Origin of the sequence: Lyngbya confervoides BDU141951, assembly GCF_000817775.3 — a bacterium.
In the GTDB taxonomy this organism is placed as follows: Bacteria; Cyanobacteriota; Cyanobacteriia; order Thermosynechococcales; family Thermosynechococcaceae; genus Lyngbya; species Lyngbya confervoides.
Genome location: NZ_JTHE03000023.1, coordinates 22438 through 38052, shown reverse-complemented (window position 1 = coordinate 38052; position 15615 = coordinate 22438). Strand labels below are relative to the sequence as shown.

Genomic DNA, 15615 nt, shown 5'->3' with positions numbered 1-15615 from the left:
TCAATCCTTTCCGTCCTCAGACCACCACCATCGTCAGGCTTTCCTAACGTGGCGGCGCAAAGTCCCGCGCTACCGGTGGACAATGCTTTAAACCCAACCACCGCTGCCAGAGGAGAGAAGAGGTCAGGATAAACGTCAGGCAGAATCAGGGAGCCTAGCTGCACGAGGCGATCTTGTACCCGATTCGAAGCAGGGGGGGATCTCCCCTGAAAGCAGCCCGATGAGATGAAAGGTATCGGAATCTTAAGCAAGTTCTTAAGGTCTAAATCCAGCGGGTTGGCGGAAGATTAGCGTATGATTTCTAAGGCTTGCGGAATTGTTCCCACCGGAAATACCCTGGCCCATCCCTTTGTTCCTCGCGCACAAGTCATCCCCATGCCTCTGACTTCTCATTCTCCGGCTCTACTGGTCCTCGCAGACGGAAGCGTATATCGCGGCTGGTCCTTCGGCGCCCAGGGCACCCGCGTGGGCGAGGTGGTGTTTAATACGGGCATGACAGGCTATCAAGAAGTCCTGACCGATCCCAGCTACCGCGGACAGATTGTCATCTTTACCTATCCTGAGCTAGGAAATACCGGGGTCAATGCGGAGGATGAAGAGTCCTCCCAACCCCAGGTTAACGGGGCCATCGCCCGAAATATCTGTTTTGAACCCAGTAACTGGCGCGCTGCGCAGTCCTTACCGGATTATCTGAAGCAGCACCATCTCCCTGGCATCTTTGGGATTGATACCCGCGCCCTTACCCGAAAGATTCGCTCCCTGGGCGCCATGAATGGAGCCATCTCGACGGAAATTCTCGATCCAGATCTGCTTCTGCAGCAGGTGAAGGCGGCACCCTCCATGACCGGGCTGAACCTGGTGAAGGAGGTCTCAACCCCCCAACCCTACGAATGGAAAGATAGCACCCCTGCCGCCTGGGAATTTTCCCCCCAGGTCGGATCTCAACAGGCCTTTGTGGTGGTGGCCCTGGACTTCGGTGTAAAACGCAATATCTTGCGGCGACTCTCCAGCTACGGCTGCCGGGTGATCGTGGTGCCCGCAGAGACCAGCGCCGCAGACATTTTGGCCCACAATCCAGACGGGATTTTCCTCTCCAATGGTCCCGGCGATCCTGCCGCGGTCACCGAGGGGATAGCGACAGCTAAGGCGCTTTTGGCGGCAAAGAAGCCCATGTTTGGCATTTGCCTAGGGCATCAACTTCTGGGCCTTTCCCTGGGGGCAAGCACCTTTAAACTCAAGTTTGGGCATCGCGGCTTAAACCAGCCCTGTGGATTGAGCCAGCAGGTCGAAATTACCAGCCAGAACCACGGCTTTGCCCTGGATGCCGATTCCCTGGATGCCGAGGAGATTGAAATTACCCACCTGAACCTAAATGACAAGACGGTGGCTGGACTTAAACACAAAACCCTACCCATTTTTTCGGTGCAGTATCACCCGGAAGCCAGTCCCGGTCCCCACGATGCTGACTACCTCTTTGAGCAGTTTATTGAGGCGATGCGTCAAGCCAAGGCCGCGAGCTGATGAGAGGCCTGGGTATCAGGGTCGGGTCTGAGCGCTGGAGGGGGCGGCCTCAGCGGTATCCTCCAGCAATAGCCGTTCTTTAGCCGTTATAAATACGATGGGCCTGCTCAGGACTGAGCCAGGTGGGCACAAAGGTTTCCTGGGACCCCCTGGGGGACGAGGGCTGCTGCGGAGTTGTGTAAGCTGAGTGGTCCTCCGCCTGGGGCTGTCCCAGGTAGTGGGGGTTTTCGCAGGCCACGACTGGGGCACTGGTGCGCACGTACCGTCCGGGGGCCGGTCCCACTTCAGGATGGTATTGTTCTAGTTCGGTCTGGGGATATTCGTAGGCGTGGGTGTCAGGATTATAGGCCAGCACTTCGCCCGTCTCGATGTGGTAAACCCAACCGTGGATGTCCAGCTTGCCCTGGAAAAGACGCGATCGCACCACCGGATAGGTTTTTAGATTCTCAATCTGCGTCAGCACATTTTCTGCAACGGTGACCTCCATCAGCTCTTCGCCGCTCAGGTCCGGGTAGTTATCGTTGACCAGCCGTCGCGTGGCCTGGGCATGCTGCAGCCAATCGTAGACCAGGGGTAAATCCTCTTGAATTTGATTGAGCTTGAGAAGGCCCTTCATGGCTCCGCAGTGGGAATGGCCGCAGATGATGACCTGCTTGATATTCAGGGCGCTGATGGCATATTCAATGGTGGCCCCTTCCCCCCCATTAGCGGACCCGTAGGGCGGGACAATATTGCCTGCATTGCGGATGACGAAAATATCGCCCAAATCCGTCTGGGTAATCAGGGCCGGATCCACGCGGGAATCCGAGCAGGAAATGAATAACACCCGCGGATGCTGCCCCTGGGAGAGCTGCTCAAATAAATCTCGATGCTGGGCGTAGTAGGTTTCTCGGAACCGCTGCACGCCTCGAATTAGCTTCTCCATTGCGTCCCCTGATCCAATCGGGTGGGTAACCCCGTGACAATCACCCTTCTAAGAATCCCATGGCTTATACGAAAAGGGAAGTCTAGAGGGTTAGCTTATGTTTGTGATTATGCAGCTGAGGGGTTTGCCGATCTAGCCACTGAAGCAGGATGGGGTTGACCTGATCGGGCGCTTCATCCTGGGGGCAGTGTCCCACGCCAGGCAGGGCAATGAAGTCCTCAACACAGTCAAATTGAGCCAGATCTTGCCCTAACGCCAGCGGTTCCCAGGGATCTTCGGCTCCCCAGAGGATCAGCACTGGGCAGCGCACCTGGGGCAGCAGGTCTTCGGCCAGGGGACCGTGGGAATATTGAATGAAGCTCAAAAACACCGCGGCTGCGCCCGGTTCCAGGGCTGGGCGGTAGATATATTCCACCAGATCCTGGGTGACTGCGGCTGAGTTATGGTAGGCCTGACGCAAAAAGTTGGCGATCGCCCCAGGTCTGGCCACCTGGGAGAAGAAAAACTGTCCCACCGGGGGCAGGCCTAAAACGCGCTGAAAAATGGGCGTACTGATCTGCTGATACCAGGGCAGGGTGGGGCGCTTGCGTTCGTGGAGCAGCCGCAGGGAGCAGTCTAGCAGGGAGAGGCTGTGACACCGATGGGGGTCTTGGACTGCGGCCTGCAGCGCCACAATACAGCCAATGGAGTTGCCAATCAGATGAACCGGCGCCTGCACCACCGCCTCACAGAAGTCCAGCACCTGATCGGCCCAGGTTTCAAAGGTGTAGGAAAAGGATTGGGGATTGGGCTTATCGGAGAAGCCAAAGCCCATGAGGTCCAGGGCATAGACGCGATGCTGGGTGGCCAGGGCCGCAAGGTTGTGGCGCCAGTGATCGCCGGAGGCGCCAAACCCGTGGATCAAAATTACCGCACTGCCGCGATCGCCCAGGGTTTGATAGCGCACCCGATGACCGCGCCAGGTCCATTGGTGCGTCGTGGGAAAGGCAGGGCTGTTCATGGATCTGGTTACTAAAATTGTTACGGGCCAATGTTCTAATCTTGACGCATCTAAACTAAAAAATCATGCAAGGATTCTTTGCATACTCCAAAAATCTAAGCGCTGGGAAACCAGCGCTTTTTTCTGGGCTGACCGTTGCCTGAGTAAGGTTTTTTAGAGTCTTCGGGGGGGATGTAGGGCATCCCGCAGGCCATCGCCCAGCAACGTAAAGGCCAGCACCATCAAGGTAATAAACAGCCCTGGAAAGAGAATCGTCCAGGGAGCTGAGAGGGAGTAGCCTCCCTTGAAGGCATCGGAGAGCATGGTGCCCAGTTCCGGGGCAGGCGGTTGGGTGCCCAGGCCCAAAAATCCCAGCCCGGCAGCTTCCAGAGTGGCCGTCCCGATGGCCAGGGTCGCCTGCACCGTCAGCGCAGACAGGCACGCGGGCAGGAGATGTCGAGCCATGATTCGCCCCGGCCCGGCCCCAAAGGCTTGGGCAGCCTGCACAAAGGCCTGCTCCCGTAGCGAGAGGGTGAGGCTGCGGGTCAGGCGAATAAACTTGGGAACCTGCACTAGTCCCACCGCCACCATGACGCTTATCCGGCTTGGCCCGGTGACGGTGACCACCGCGATCGCCAGGAGGATGGACGGAAACGCCAGCATCACATCGGTGAGCCAGCCAATCACCCCATCAACCCAGCCGCGAAAATACCCCGCCAGTAGCCCCAGCAGCACCCCCGCCAGCAAGCCCAGCAGCACAGAGATCAAGCTAATTTCTAAGGAGGTGCGGATGCCGTACCACACTTGGGTGAAAATATCGCGGCCCAAACCGTCCAATCCAAACCAGTGCGCCCCATTCGGGGCCTGCAGGCGAATGGCATAGTTGCGATCTTGAGCCGGATTGTAGGGATTCAGGAAAGGGGCCAGCACCGCGGCCCCCCCCAGGAAACTGGTGAGCCCCAAGCCGATTCGACCTGCCATCGAGGCCAGCAATCGACGCAGCGCCGGGGACTGGCAAAATTGGCGGATCATTGCAGCCGAATCCTTGGATCTAGAAGCTGGTAAGACAGATCCACGAAGAGGTTCACGATCACAAACACGCAGGCGACAAAGAGCACCCCTCCCTGCACCACGGGATAGTCTCGCTGCAAAATACCGTCATAGATCCAGGTGCCAATTCCCGGCCAGGAGAAAATTGTTTCGGTGAGGATCGCGCCCCCCAACAGCGTGCCAAACTCCAGACCCATCAGGGTGACCACCGGCAGCAGCGCATTTTTTAAACCATGGCGAACCACCACCCACCCCTCTGCCACCCCCTTGGCACGAGCGGTGCGGATGTAGTCCTGGGAGAGGGTCTCCACCATGGTGCTGCGGGTCATCCGTCCCAGGGTCGCCAGGGGAATGGTACTCAGGGTAACCGCGGGCAGCACCAGATGTTTGGCCCCGTCCCACAGAACTGCCCCATTGCCCTGAATCAGGGCATCCAGCATTAAAAATCCAGTTTGGGGAACCCAGGGGGTTTCTATTCCAAGGCGGCCACTGGGGGGTAGCCATTGCAGATGCACGGCAAAGCCATACACCAGCAGCAGTCCGAGCCAGTACACGGGCATTGAAACTCCCAATAGCGAAGCAACCATAGCGATCTGGTCTACCCAGCGGTGTTGCTGCACCGCTGCGATCACCCCCAGGGGAATCCCGATCATCACGGCGATCGCCATGGCCGCCAAGGCCAACTCCAAGGTGGCGGGCCAGTAGCGTCGGATCTCCTCCCAGATGGGAACGCCGGTGAAGATGCTGGTGCCCAGATCCAGGCGGATCACTCGTCCTAAAAATGCCAAGTATTGCAGCGGCAGCGGCTGGTTCAGACCCAGGCGATCGCGCAGGGCCTCAATCTGTTCGGGGGTCGCGCGATCCCCCAGCAGGGTCACCGCCGGGTCTCCTGGAATCAGGTGCAATAGTCCAAACACCAGCAGGGAAATCCCCAGCAGCACGGCCCCCAGCCGCAGGAGGCGTTTGAGTAAATACAGCCCCAGGTCCTCTAACCCCATCTCACTTCTCCACCGCGGCGAAATCCTCACTGCCGAGGGGACTCGGCTGCCACCCCCGCAGGCGCGATCGCTGGGCCAGCAAGGGCTGGGAATGCACGATGGGAATCCGTAGGGCTTCGGTAAACAGCAGTTGATCAATGTTCTGGTAAAGCTGCTGGCGCCGGGCTGGATCGGGGGTGGATCGGGCCTGATTGAGCCATGTAAATAGCTGCGAATTCTGGTATCCTCCCAAGTCCTGGGTTGATCCAGGACCAAAGTGAGCATAGAGGAAATTATCAGGATCGGCATAGTCGGCAGTCCAACCCAACATAAAGGCCTGAAACCCAGGAGCACGATTGCGATCGGCCAAATAGGATCCCCAATCCTTGGTTTGCAGCTTGACTCGAATCCCAATCTGGCTTAGTTCGGCGGCCAAGGCCTCCGCAATGGGCTTGGGGTTGGGAAAATAGGGCCGACTCACGGGCATGTACCACAAATCCAAATCAAACCCGTTTGGATATCCGGCCTGGGCCAGGGCTTGCCGGGCAGCAGCGGGGTCGTACGGGTAATCGCTAACTTCGGCAGCGCGAAAATCTCCCAGGGCGGGGGGAATAAAATGACCATCGGTTTGTCCCAGGTCTCCCCAAAAGGCCTGGACAATCTCTGACTTATTCAGGGATTGGGCCAGGGCTCGGCGCACTTCCGGCTTGGAGAGGGGATCATAGCTGGGATTCAGGGCCAGATAGCCCACATTGAGCGAGGGGCGAACCACCGACTGCAGCTGGGGATCTTGCTCAATTTCCGGACGCTGATCCGGGGTGAGGTCCACCGTGAAATCCAGGGTGCCAGATCGCAGCTGGGCCAGTCGGGCCGCTGGGTCTTCCACAAACCGCAGAATCAGGGTTTCGGCCCTGGGCCGATCACGCTGCCAGTAGGTTTGATTTTTGGTCAAGGTGAGGCGATCGCCGCTGCGCCAGTCCTGCAGCACAAACGGTCCGGTTCCAACCGCGGGTCCCGAGGGTTTGCCGTAGCTTGATCGGGCCGACCGGATGGCTGTGGGACTGGCGATGCCAAAGTAGCCAGAGCTAATGGCCGCCGGAAAGGCGGCAAAGGCAGTGGTGAGCTGAAAGACCACCGTCTGGGGGTCAGGGGCCTGGACCGAGGCCAGAATTGAGGCGGGATCTCCCTTAAAGCCCCCAAACAAGTTGGGCCAGATTTCATACAGGTTTCCCTGGTCGCGATCGCCAAAGTCAAATTCTGGATCCCACCAGCGCTGCACGTTAAACACCACGGCCTCAGCATTACAGGGGGTGCCATCGTGGAATTTCAGCCCCTCACGCAGGGTAAAGGTCCAGGTCCGTCCATCCTCTGAGGAGGTCCAGTTCGTGGCCAGTTCCGGAACCAAGTCCGTCCTGCCAGCCTCTGTGCCCAGGAGGGTATTGTAAAGCTGACGCTGGGCATAGATGGAGTTGCCATCGGTGACATTCCCAGGGGTCAGATTGACGGGCTGGCCGCCAGAACCAAACACCAATAGCTGAGACTGCCCAGATTCCGGTGTTTGCGGTGCAGAACAATTTCCCAGGGTTGTCAGTAAAACCACGGCCAGACCCGCCAGGAAGCAGCGGCGAAGAATTGCGCGTCGGCACCAAGGTCTATGGGGCATGGGGAATCCTTGTGTCCATGACTGTGCTGGAACTGTAGCATTATCAGTAGGGACTGTGGCGATCCTTTTGGGTCCTGGCCCCAGCGCTATGATGAAACCAGACAGGGGAACAGTGTCCCTGGATGATCTCCAAGGAATCGCAGAGAGGGCGGCCCAGTGAACGCGCTAATCCACAGGGGAATGCTTGCCGTAGCCATGGGACTGGGCGTGATTCTGGCCCCCCGCCCGCTTCTAGGGGCAGAGCAGATCACCTTTTCCTACAGCGCCCTCCGGTTTTCAATCTCGGTGGCGGATCTGGAACAATTTGCCCAAACCGGTCAGATGCCAGGAACGCTGAGGCCTTTTCTCCAGCGGCTAAGCGAGGACCAGCGGGCCGATCTGCAGCGGCTTCTGTCCACCCGCCTAGAGATCAAGGGGGTGGCTCTGTCCCAACTGCTTTACTCTTCCTTTGGAGAGAGCACGTTGGCCTTCTTAGGGGAAAGGCTGCAAACGGAGCAGCGCACCAACGGCGCCACGGCCCTGCGATCTGCGATGATTCAAGCGGCCCAGCAGCCCGAAGGACTCTCGCCCATTTCCCTGCTCCAGTCCTTTCCCAACCGCACGGTTTACCTTAACTCCAAAGCCCTGCAATCGACCCTGACCCTTCTGCGCCAGCGGGCCACCCTTGCCCGCCAACTCGCTGCCAGCGCCCATTCCAGAGGGGGGGGGCAGTCCTCTGGCCAGGCGGCATCCCTGGAGATGTTAAGCGTTGCCGGTCCCCAAGGGACGGAGGCAATTCAAATTGAGGTGCAAGATACAGCGCGCAACCGCCGCATTCCGGTGGTGCTGACAATGCCCGCGTCAGCGACCGCTGCGCCCCTGTGGATTATTTCCCCTGGCTTTGGAGACGACCGCAGTGCCTTTCAAAGCTTGACCCAGCATTTAGTGTCCCATGGAATTGCCGTGGCCATTGTTGAGCATCCCGGCAGCGATCGCGCCTGGTTCGAGAAGCTGATCTCCGGTCAGGAGCAGGAGGTCATGGATCTCCAGGAATGGTCCCACCGACCCCGAGATATTCAAGTCTTTCTAGATTGGCTCCAAGGTCCCTCAATTCCCGCGCCCGTGGCACGCATTGATCCTCAGCAAATCGGAGTCCTGGGCTATTCCATTGGTGGCAATACAGCCCTGACCTTGGCCGGGGCTCGGGTGGACCCCAACCTGGGGCAGCGGGGCTGCGCCCAGCCTGTGACCCAGCGGCGGATGGTGGATTTTGCCCTGCTCCTGCTGTGCTCTGGATCCAGGGCACCCGCCAGTTCCGATGATCCGTGGGAAGAACCGCCCTTTGATCCGCGTATTCGAGCGGTTGTGGCCCTCAATACCTTTGGCACCCAACGCTTTGCCCCTGAGGGCCTGGCTTCTATCCAAATTCCCACCTTGATGATTACGGGCAGTCAAGATCTGGTGGCCCCGTCTCTCCCAGAATCCCTGTGTCCCTTTCAATTCATGACCCACCCCCATCAGTTCCTGGTGATGATTGAGCAGGGGCAGCATTTCTTTGGCAATGATTTTGGGGAGCAGGGCCTCTTCCTGGTGCAACCACCCCTGAAGCAGCCCGATCCGGCTTTGATGAGTCACTATCTCAACGCCCTGGTCTTAGCCTTTATCCAATCGACCCTCCCTAATCCTCACCGGTCGGCTCCTCCGCTGACGCCTGAGAATTTAGCCTCCCTGAGCCAGAAGCCCTACCCCTTGAGACTGGTTACGCCTCCGGCCCTGAGAGCCCTGGGCGATCCGCTCACCCAAGCCTGTGCCTCTTCCCTGGGCAACGGACACGATTAACCGAGATTGCCCTTGGGAATGGTGACATCCACAGGTGTAACCTGGGGAGCTAGGCTGGTCAGGGGAGGTTGGATGCTTGCCTGGTTGCCCACCACCAGGGTGACCAGCTGATCGGGCCTGAGGTTGCGCTGAGCCGCGCCTAAAACATCCGCTTGCGTCGTGGCCTTCACCGCGCGCTGGTAGCGAAAAATAAAATCCTCCGGGTAGCCATAGTATTCGTAGCGCATCAGACGCGTCAGCACTTTTCCGGGGCGATCAAAATTAAAGACGAAGGAATTTAAGATGGCATCTTTTGCCTGTTGGAGTTCCTTGGCGCTCACCTGGGTCTCCCGCAGCTTTTTCAGTTCTGATTTGACGGCCTGAATAAAGGGCACCGTGGTATCAGATCGCGTTTGTCCCCCCGAAATGAGCAGCCCCGGATAATCATACTGGGGACTCCAAACCCCATAGACGGAATAGGCCAATCCCTGACGCGATCGCACTTCGTTAAACAACCGTCCTCCAAAACTATTCAGGATTTCGTTCATCACGTAAAGGGGGAACACATCGGGTTCGTCGAGTCGCCCACCCAAATGCCCAATTTGCACGGTACTCTGGGTTAACTGGGGAAGATTAACCAGATAAAGACCCGGATTGGCGGTCTGTGCCACCTCAGGCAGCGTATCTTCCACCCCAGAAGCACTGGGTCTCCAGTCTCCCAGGGTTTGATTGATCTGCGCCAGGAGGGTGGGCGTGTCAAAATCACCCACAATGCCCAAGATCATTCGATTGGGCTGAAAGTATGTCTGGTAAAACCGTTGAATATCCTCGCGCTGGATATTGTCAATGGTCTCCACCTCCTCAATGCGGGCGTAGGGACTTTGGCGGCCATAGATAAGCCTTCTAAACTCGCGGCTCCCAATATCCTCTGGATCGTCGTTGCGACGCTGAATAGACCCCAGATGCTGGGTTTTAGAGAGATCAATTTTGTCTGGGGGGAGGGCAGGCTTGCGCAGAACCTCACTGAACAACTCAAACACCTGCGGTAAATCTTCGGAGAGCGCGCTAAAGCTGGCGGACCCCGCCGTCGTATCGATGGACACCTCCACGGCTGCCGCTCGCTGCTCCAGCAGTTCATTGAGCTGATCGGCTGGATGAGTCAGCGTGCCGCCGCTGCGCATCACCTCCCCAGTGATACTGGCCAATCCCACCTGATCCGCGGGTTCCCATCGAGATCCGGTTTTAATCCAGGCTTGACCGCTCACTAGCGGCAGGTCGTGATCTTCGAGCAGGTAAAGCGTCAGGCCATTGTCCAGCGTGGTGCGCTGGTAGTCCGGAACCTGAACCTCGGGCAGGGGTGGAAAGGTGAGTTCGTTATAGTGACGGGGCGTCGCGGCCAGGGCTGGAGTCATCCAGGTGATCAACAGCAGCAGTCCTGGAATGATCAAAAAGCAAATCACCAGGGTGATCCCCTGGACCAGACGGCGCTGACGAGACAGGGTGGATTGAGAATGGAGCGATCGCAGGGGGCGGTTCAAGGGCATGGGTACATCGCATCAAGGACAGGGCTGGGGGCTAGGGAGGGTCCAAGCCAGGATGGCATGGGGACTGGGATCACGCTAAAAGGGCAGGACATCTAAAACTTTGTCGATCACGCCCTTCGATCCCGCCCCATTCATTTTGTTGGGAAGCTCGGTGGTAATGCCACCGGCTAATCTAGAAAGCAGATCGGAGATGATGTCGTTGAGGGTTCCTTCAAGAACGGTTTGGGCATTTTCAGAGGTCACCTGCTTCAGCTCAATATCAGGAATCGAGAACTCAAGCTCGGGGGAAAAGTTTCCAAAGGGAATCAATCCACCCAGGGGATTCAGGTTCACGTTCACCTGAATATCCTTGAGGTTTGCCTGGTTAATTTCAAACCGCTTGTCCTGAAAGTTAAACTGGGCCGTCGTGGGAGTCTGAATCCGCCAGCTCTGAGACCGCCCCTTCACATGGTTCACAATCTCCAGAATATTGTTGCCCTCCAGGGTTTGTTCAAAACTTGCGCGGATATTTTGGAAAACCAAACGGTCAATTTTAATCGTCGATTGAAACAGGCTCCAGGGATCAAAGGCCACATCAATTTGCTGAACCGCAACAATTTTATTCGCGGAATAGCCTTCGGGATTATCAATTTCCAGGTTGTCAAACTGGGCTTTCCCCGCCAGTTGTTGAAGCTGCAGCCGTTCAATGTGAACCGGTACGCCCAGAACGCGGGTGAGATTTTCCTCTAGGGCTTGATGGGCAATGGCCTCAAGGCGGAACCAGGCAATCACCAGGGTAATTAGAAATCCCAGCCCGAGGAACATCAGGATTTTAGTCAGTCGCTTCATACCTACAGGATATCCTTGAGCTTCTGAACCAGCAGAATTAACCCAAAGACAATCAGGTTATATATGGTGAGAACAATCCAATGGCCCGTCACCTCCACCTTAAAAGCTTGGCCAAACTTATCGTAGAGTCCATCGATGTTGCCTTCCGCCTCGGCGATCGCGCCGTTGTATGCAATTTGGTAGTTGCTGAGCTCCTCTGACCATTCATTGAGTTGCGCTTCATAGGCTTCTAGTTCCTGCGGATTGGTGGGTGACACCGGCTTTTCTGGGGGATCTTGATCAATTTCAGGGACGTAAAACTGTTCAATGCCTGGAAACTTACAGCCTTTGAACAGATTTGGACCCAGGCACTGACAGTTTTCCTTCTCGTCGTTTTTCAGATCCCGGCGCTCCTCGCGTGGCAGAGACCAGCAGGAATCCTCAGCCACATCGGTGCCAAATTCGGTGATAGTCATCAGGGCCTCAAAGGGCCACTTGGTCAGAGCTAAATTGTTTAAGGTTTGACCAGCCGGGCCAAAGGTATTAACCGGCAGCACCCCACCGCCAAACAGAATCTGCGGCACAATAAACACCAGCACAATCATGGGGGCCACGCTCTGGTTGGGAGAAACCGCCGAGCCCAACAGCCCCATGAGCATGCCGCCCACCGTAGCTAGGGCCATGGTGATATAGAGACTCACCAGGGTGGTGGTATCGCTGGGAATATCAACCGCTAGGGCCTTAAAAAGGACAAAAATAAAGGCTTGGTATAGGGCCAGCAGCAGCGCCACCCACACCTTAGACATCACATAGGGTAAAATCTGAAGCCCAATGATACGCTCCCGCTTGTAGATATCAATCTCTTTAACAATTTCCCGCATGGTGGCCAGACTGCCCACCATCACTGCGATGAGCACCATGGTAAACAGCATGGAAATGGCCAGACTGGGGTTGCCCTCTTCTGCTTGGGTAAACAGCACTGGGGGCCAGGCGACAAAGTCTAACAGTCCCAACAAGGGAGCCACCGCGAGCATCAGGGCCAGCCCTATGCGATCGCGCATGAGGATGGCGAGATTGCGCTTGGACAGAATAATAAACTGACGCAGGCTGGAAATTCGCCGAACGCGGGCCCCCGGCAAGGGCTGGTTGCGCCCGGCTCCGCGACCGCCGTGGCTCCCGACCGCACCCTGAATGACCTGCTGACGAGCAACTACATAGTTTTGAAACTGCTGGGATTGCAGGTAGCGCTGCTTCCATTCTTCGGGCGATAGCTCATTTTCCACCTTGCGATAAATCTCGTTGAATCGCTGCACCCCAAAGTAGGCGAGCGCCTCCTGGGGAGGGCCGTAGTAGGCCAGGTTGCCGCCGCGAGCCATGAAAATCACCTGATCACAGAGCATCACATTGTCTGTGGCGTGGGTGATCAGCAAAATGGTGCGCCCCTGGTCGGCGAGCTCACGCAGAAGCTGCATCAGCTCACTTTCGGTGCCGGGGTCTAGTCCTGAGGTGGCCTCATCCAGAAAGAACAGGCTGGGCTTGGTGAGCAGCTCTACGCCAATGGAAACTCGCTTGAGCTGTCCACCGCTCAGGGAGAAAATCGGCAGCTCCCGGCGGTGGGTCAAGTTAAGCTCCCGCAGCACTTCGTCCACGCGCTTGCGGCGCTCTACGCGGGTGGTATCGGCGGGCATTCGCAGCTGCGCCGCAAAGTCCAGCGCCTGCTCTACGGTGAGCTCCATATGCACAATATCGCGCTGGGGCACATAGCCAATTTCGGCGCGGTAGGCGTTGAAGTTGCGATAGAGATCAATCCCGTTGACGTAGACGTTGCCACTGGTGGCCGGGCGGAATCCGGTCAAGCTGTCCATGAGGGTGGATTTGCCGCCGCCGCTCACCCCAGCAATGGCCACAAATTCCCGTGGCAAAATGCTCAGAGAGATATTTTGCAGCAGATTTAAGTCCTTGCGGATTTGCTTGTTAAGATTGAGCGCATCAACTCTGAGGTTCCCCTCTTCATTGGTGCGCAGCAGGGTCTGATTAAGCTGAAACACCAGACTGGTGGGGCCAATGCGAATGTTATCGCCAACCACCAGACGCCGTTGCCCAAGCACCTGTTGACCATTCACGTAGGTGCCATTGGTTGAATTGAGGTCGTAGAGGGTGTAAACGCCATTTTCAAACCGAATCTGCGAGTGGAAGCGCGACACCGAGGGATGATCAATAATCATCTCGTTGCTGGGGTCGCGGCCAATGGTGAACTGATTTTTTCCCTGGAGATTTAGCTCCTGGGCAGGCACGGGCGCGGCCTGGGCCCGAAAGTTGATATCCGCCCCCAGGATGGTCTTATACTGCTGATCTCGGCCGCCGCTCTGGTTCACAGGCCCTGCACTCGGCGCCAGCTGGGCGGAAAACTTGATTTCAAACTCGGTGCCCATGCGCACAATGTCGCCATGGGAGAGCCTGTGAGGCACCTGGGGGGGGAGTCGTTGCCCGTTCACATAGGTGCCGTCGGAGCTGCCCACATCGGTAATGACGTAGTCGTTGTTGGTCCAGGCAATCTGGGCGTGGTAGCGCGATACGGATAAATCATCGCTGAGACACAGCGTGTTATCCGGGGCACGACCAAGGGTGATGTAGCTCTGAGACAGTGGTAAAGATTGTTGTAGGATGCCAGCGCGAATGACGTCTATTTTGGCGGTTTGTTGATTCATTACTAAACCTAGTTATCCCCTTAATGCTGTCCTCCAGTCGGTGAATCGAGCTACACTCCTGCGACCGTGTCGGTTCAAATATCTTAGCCTGAGTGGTCAAGCCACAGGGATTCTCAATTTGCGTATCTTAAGAAAGTGGCCTTCTTTATGGGGGCGACCCAGTCTGGGTGTTCCCCGCGCCCTATTCCTGCGTCTTGTCCCCCAACCAATTTCCGCTGTTCACGGCTCTAGCCGCCAAGAGCCTGACGAAAGGACTGGGCGGCCTGGGGATCGGGGATATTTTGGGCGATCGCATTGACAAATTCTTGCTGGGTCCAGGTTGATCGCTGGGCCAAGGTGCGCTGGCATACAATCGCCGCAATGGGGCCAATCCGTTCCGCTAGATTCAGCTGACACTGGGCGAGAAAGTCGCTGGAAATGGCCTGGGAGTGAGGATTCCCGGTGTAGACCGGAGGACTAGGCGGGTTCGATGGCGCACTTGTGGCTCCGGAAAAGGGGGGCGGGGAGGATAGGGGTCCCGAGTTAACCGGAGGGAGGGGGGATTCCCGTTTCTCGGGGTGAGCCAGCAGGGTTTTGGCATAGCCCAAATTTCCCGAGGTTGATGGAGGCTGCAGCAGTTCTTGTTCAAGGGTTTGAAGCTTGGACAAAATCTCCTCTGCGGTGGCGGGGCGCTGGGCTGGCAGCGGGGCCATCAGTTGATCTAAAAACTCCACGAAGGCTGGCGACAGGTGGGGCACCGCATCGTGCCATTCAAAATCGGCCGTTAGCGGTTTGTAAAACTCTCCGAGATCTTGGCCGGTGAGCAAATACACAAAGGTGCGCCCGAGGGCAAAAAAATCCGATTGGGGCACCGGATGCCCCTTCATTTGCTCATCGGGGGTATAGAGGGCAGACATAATCCGGGTGGCCTGCACCTGACCAGCACTGTCATAAATATTGGTAATGGATCGGGCTGTGCCAAAGTCCACCAGCGCCAGGTTCCCATCGGATTTGAGCATAATGTTGGATGGCTTAATGTCCCGATGCAGAATGTTCTGGTGATGAATGGCCTGCAAAATTTGCACCAGCTGGCGGATCCACTGCAAGGCTAGCTTTTGATCCAGAGGATGTCCGCGCTGGCGCAGATATTTGTGCAAATCAAGACCAATAATTTTTTCCATCACCAGGCAATGGAGGGGTTCTGTACTGGCCTTGGGCAAGGTGGTGAAATAGGCATTGGTCTCCACCGAGGGGATGCCCGGATGACGCAGATGGCTTAGGAGAAAGGCTTCGCGCTGAAACAGCTCGATATATTTGGGATCGTTATTGATCAAGATTTTGAGGACCTTAACGGAACCGTCGCGATCGCTCACTTCATAGGTTTTGCCGCAGCCTCCGGCCCCGAGCATTTGTAGCACCCGATAGCGTCCTTCCAGGAGCAGTTCTGTGCCGCAGGTTTGACAAAACAGATCCTCCTTGGAGTTTTGCGGCTTGGTACAGGTGGGGTTAATGCAGAGACTCATGGTTGGAGAACAAGGGCGGTGGATTAGCGGTGGGGAAGATCAAGGCATAGACTTTCCCTGGTCCTATCCTAAAGTTGCCCCAAGCAAGATACCGTGATAAATCTCACAGGCCCATCGTAATGGCTCCTCCATTGGTTCACGG

Annotated in this window: 11 protein-coding genes; 2 read left to right on the top strand and 9 right to left on the bottom strand. The window is 56.9% G+C overall.

The window, feature by feature from the left end; genetic code table 11:
• The first annotated feature begins 375 nt into the window (after positions 1-375).
• Positions 376-1521 (top strand): glutamine-hydrolyzing carbamoyl-phosphate synthase small subunit, encoded by a 1146-nt coding sequence (gene carA / locus QQ91_RS03470; protein WP_166280136.1) that lies wholly within the window; start codon positions 376-378, stop codon positions 1519-1521.
• Positions 1522-1600: 79 nt separating this feature from the next.
• Here the strand turns inward: carA and QQ91_RS03465 are convergent, their stop codons facing one another.
• The 5 genes from QQ91_RS03465 to QQ91_RS03445 form a co-directional block, all read right to left on the bottom strand.
• Positions 1601-2446 (bottom strand): carbonic anhydrase, encoded by an 846-nt coding sequence (locus QQ91_RS03465; RefSeq protein WP_166280043.1) that lies wholly within the window; start codon positions 2444-2446, stop codon positions 1601-1603.
• Positions 2447-2528: 82 nt separating this feature from the next.
• A complete protein-coding gene (locus tag QQ91_RS03460; protein ID WP_166280040.1) occupies positions 2529-3446 on the bottom strand; it encodes an alpha/beta fold hydrolase in 918 nt (305 codons plus the stop codon).
• 153 nt (positions 3447-3599) lie between these two features.
• Positions 3600-4457, bottom strand: a complete 858-nt coding sequence (locus QQ91_RS03455; protein WP_166280037.1) for an ABC transporter permease — start codon at positions 4455-4457, stop codon at positions 3600-3602.
• Positions 4454-5473 carry an ABC transporter permease gene (locus QQ91_RS03450; protein ID WP_201277302.1) on the bottom strand — a complete coding sequence of 340 codons (1020 nt, stop codon included), beginning with the start codon at positions 5471-5473 and terminating at the stop codon, positions 4454-4456. The genes QQ91_RS03455 and QQ91_RS03450 overlap by 4 nt, the downstream gene beginning before the upstream one ends.
• Before the next feature lies 1 nt (position 5474).
• Positions 5475-7115: an ABC transporter substrate-binding protein gene (locus tag QQ91_RS03445; RefSeq protein WP_166280034.1), complete on the bottom strand. Its 1641-nt coding sequence runs from the start codon at positions 7113-7115 to the stop codon at positions 5475-5477.
• A 156-nt stretch (positions 7116-7271) separates the two neighbouring features.
• On the opposite strand from QQ91_RS03445, the gene QQ91_RS03440 reads away from it, so the two are divergent.
• Positions 7272-8933 (top strand): alpha/beta hydrolase, encoded by a 1662-nt coding sequence (locus QQ91_RS03440; RefSeq protein ID WP_201277301.1) that lies wholly within the window; start codon positions 7272-7274, stop codon positions 8931-8933.
• On the opposite strand, the gene QQ91_RS03435 is transcribed toward QQ91_RS03440, so the two are convergent.
• The 4 genes from QQ91_RS03435 to QQ91_RS03420 all read right to left on the bottom strand — a co-directional run bounded on the left by QQ91_RS03435 (position 8930) and on the right by QQ91_RS03420 (position 15473).
• Positions 8930-10456 (bottom strand): M16 family metallopeptidase, encoded by a 1527-nt coding sequence (locus QQ91_RS03435; protein ID WP_166280028.1) that lies wholly within the window; start codon positions 10454-10456, stop codon positions 8930-8932. The genes QQ91_RS03440 and QQ91_RS03435 overlap by 4 nt on opposite strands.
• A gap of 75 nt (positions 10457-10531) precedes the next feature.
• Entirely contained in the window at positions 10532-11284 is a 753-nt protein-coding gene (locus QQ91_RS03430; protein ID WP_166280025.1) for a DUF748 domain-containing protein, read from the bottom strand.
• Positions 11285-11286: 2 nt separating this feature from the next.
• Positions 11287-13971: an FHA domain-containing protein gene (locus tag QQ91_RS03425; RefSeq protein WP_166280022.1), complete on the bottom strand. Its 2685-nt coding sequence runs from the start codon at positions 13969-13971 to the stop codon at positions 11287-11289.
• A gap of 227 nt (positions 13972-14198) precedes the next feature.
• Entirely contained in the window at positions 14199-15473 is a 1275-nt protein-coding gene (locus QQ91_RS03420) for a serine/threonine protein kinase (protein WP_166280019.1), read from the bottom strand.
• Positions 15474-15615 lie beyond the last annotated feature (142 nt).

What these genes read in the sequence shown, in the direction of transcription:
- carA (WP_166280136.1), top strand. Translation starts at nt 376, where the DNA reads ATGCCTCTGACTTCTCATTCTCCGGCTCTACTGGTCCTCGCAGACGGA.
- QQ91_RS03465 (WP_166280043.1), bottom strand. Translation starts at nt 2,446, where the DNA reads ATGGAGAAGCTAATTCGAGGCGTGCAGCGGTTCCGAGAAACCTACTAC.
- QQ91_RS03460 (WP_166280040.1), bottom strand. Translation starts at nt 3,446, where the DNA reads ATGAACAGCCCTGCCTTTCCCACGACGCACCAATGGACCTGGCGCGGT.
- QQ91_RS03455 (WP_166280037.1), bottom strand. Translation starts at nt 4,457, where the DNA reads ATGATCCGCCAATTTTGCCAGTCCCCGGCGCTGCGTCGATTGCTGGCC.
- QQ91_RS03450 (WP_201277302.1), bottom strand. Translation starts at nt 5,473, where the DNA reads ATGGGGTTAGAGGACCTGGGGCTGTATTTACTCAAACGCCTCCTGCGG.
- QQ91_RS03445 (WP_166280034.1), bottom strand. Translation starts at nt 7,115, where the DNA reads ATGCCCCATAGACCTTGGTGCCGACGCGCAATTCTTCGCCGCTGCTTC.
- QQ91_RS03435 (WP_166280028.1), bottom strand. Translation starts at nt 10,456, where the DNA reads ATGCCCTTGAACCGCCCCCTGCGATCGCTCCATTCTCAATCCACCCTG.
- QQ91_RS03430 (WP_166280025.1), bottom strand. Translation starts at nt 11,284, where the DNA reads ATGAAGCGACTGACTAAAATCCTGATGTTCCTCGGGCTGGGATTTCTA.
- QQ91_RS03425 (WP_166280022.1), bottom strand. Translation starts at nt 13,971, where the DNA reads ATGAATCAACAAACCGCCAAAATAGACGTCATTCGCGCTGGCATCCTA.
- QQ91_RS03420 (WP_166280019.1), bottom strand. Translation starts at nt 15,473, where the DNA reads ATGAGTCTCTGCATTAACCCCACCTGTACCAAGCCGCAAAACTCCAAG.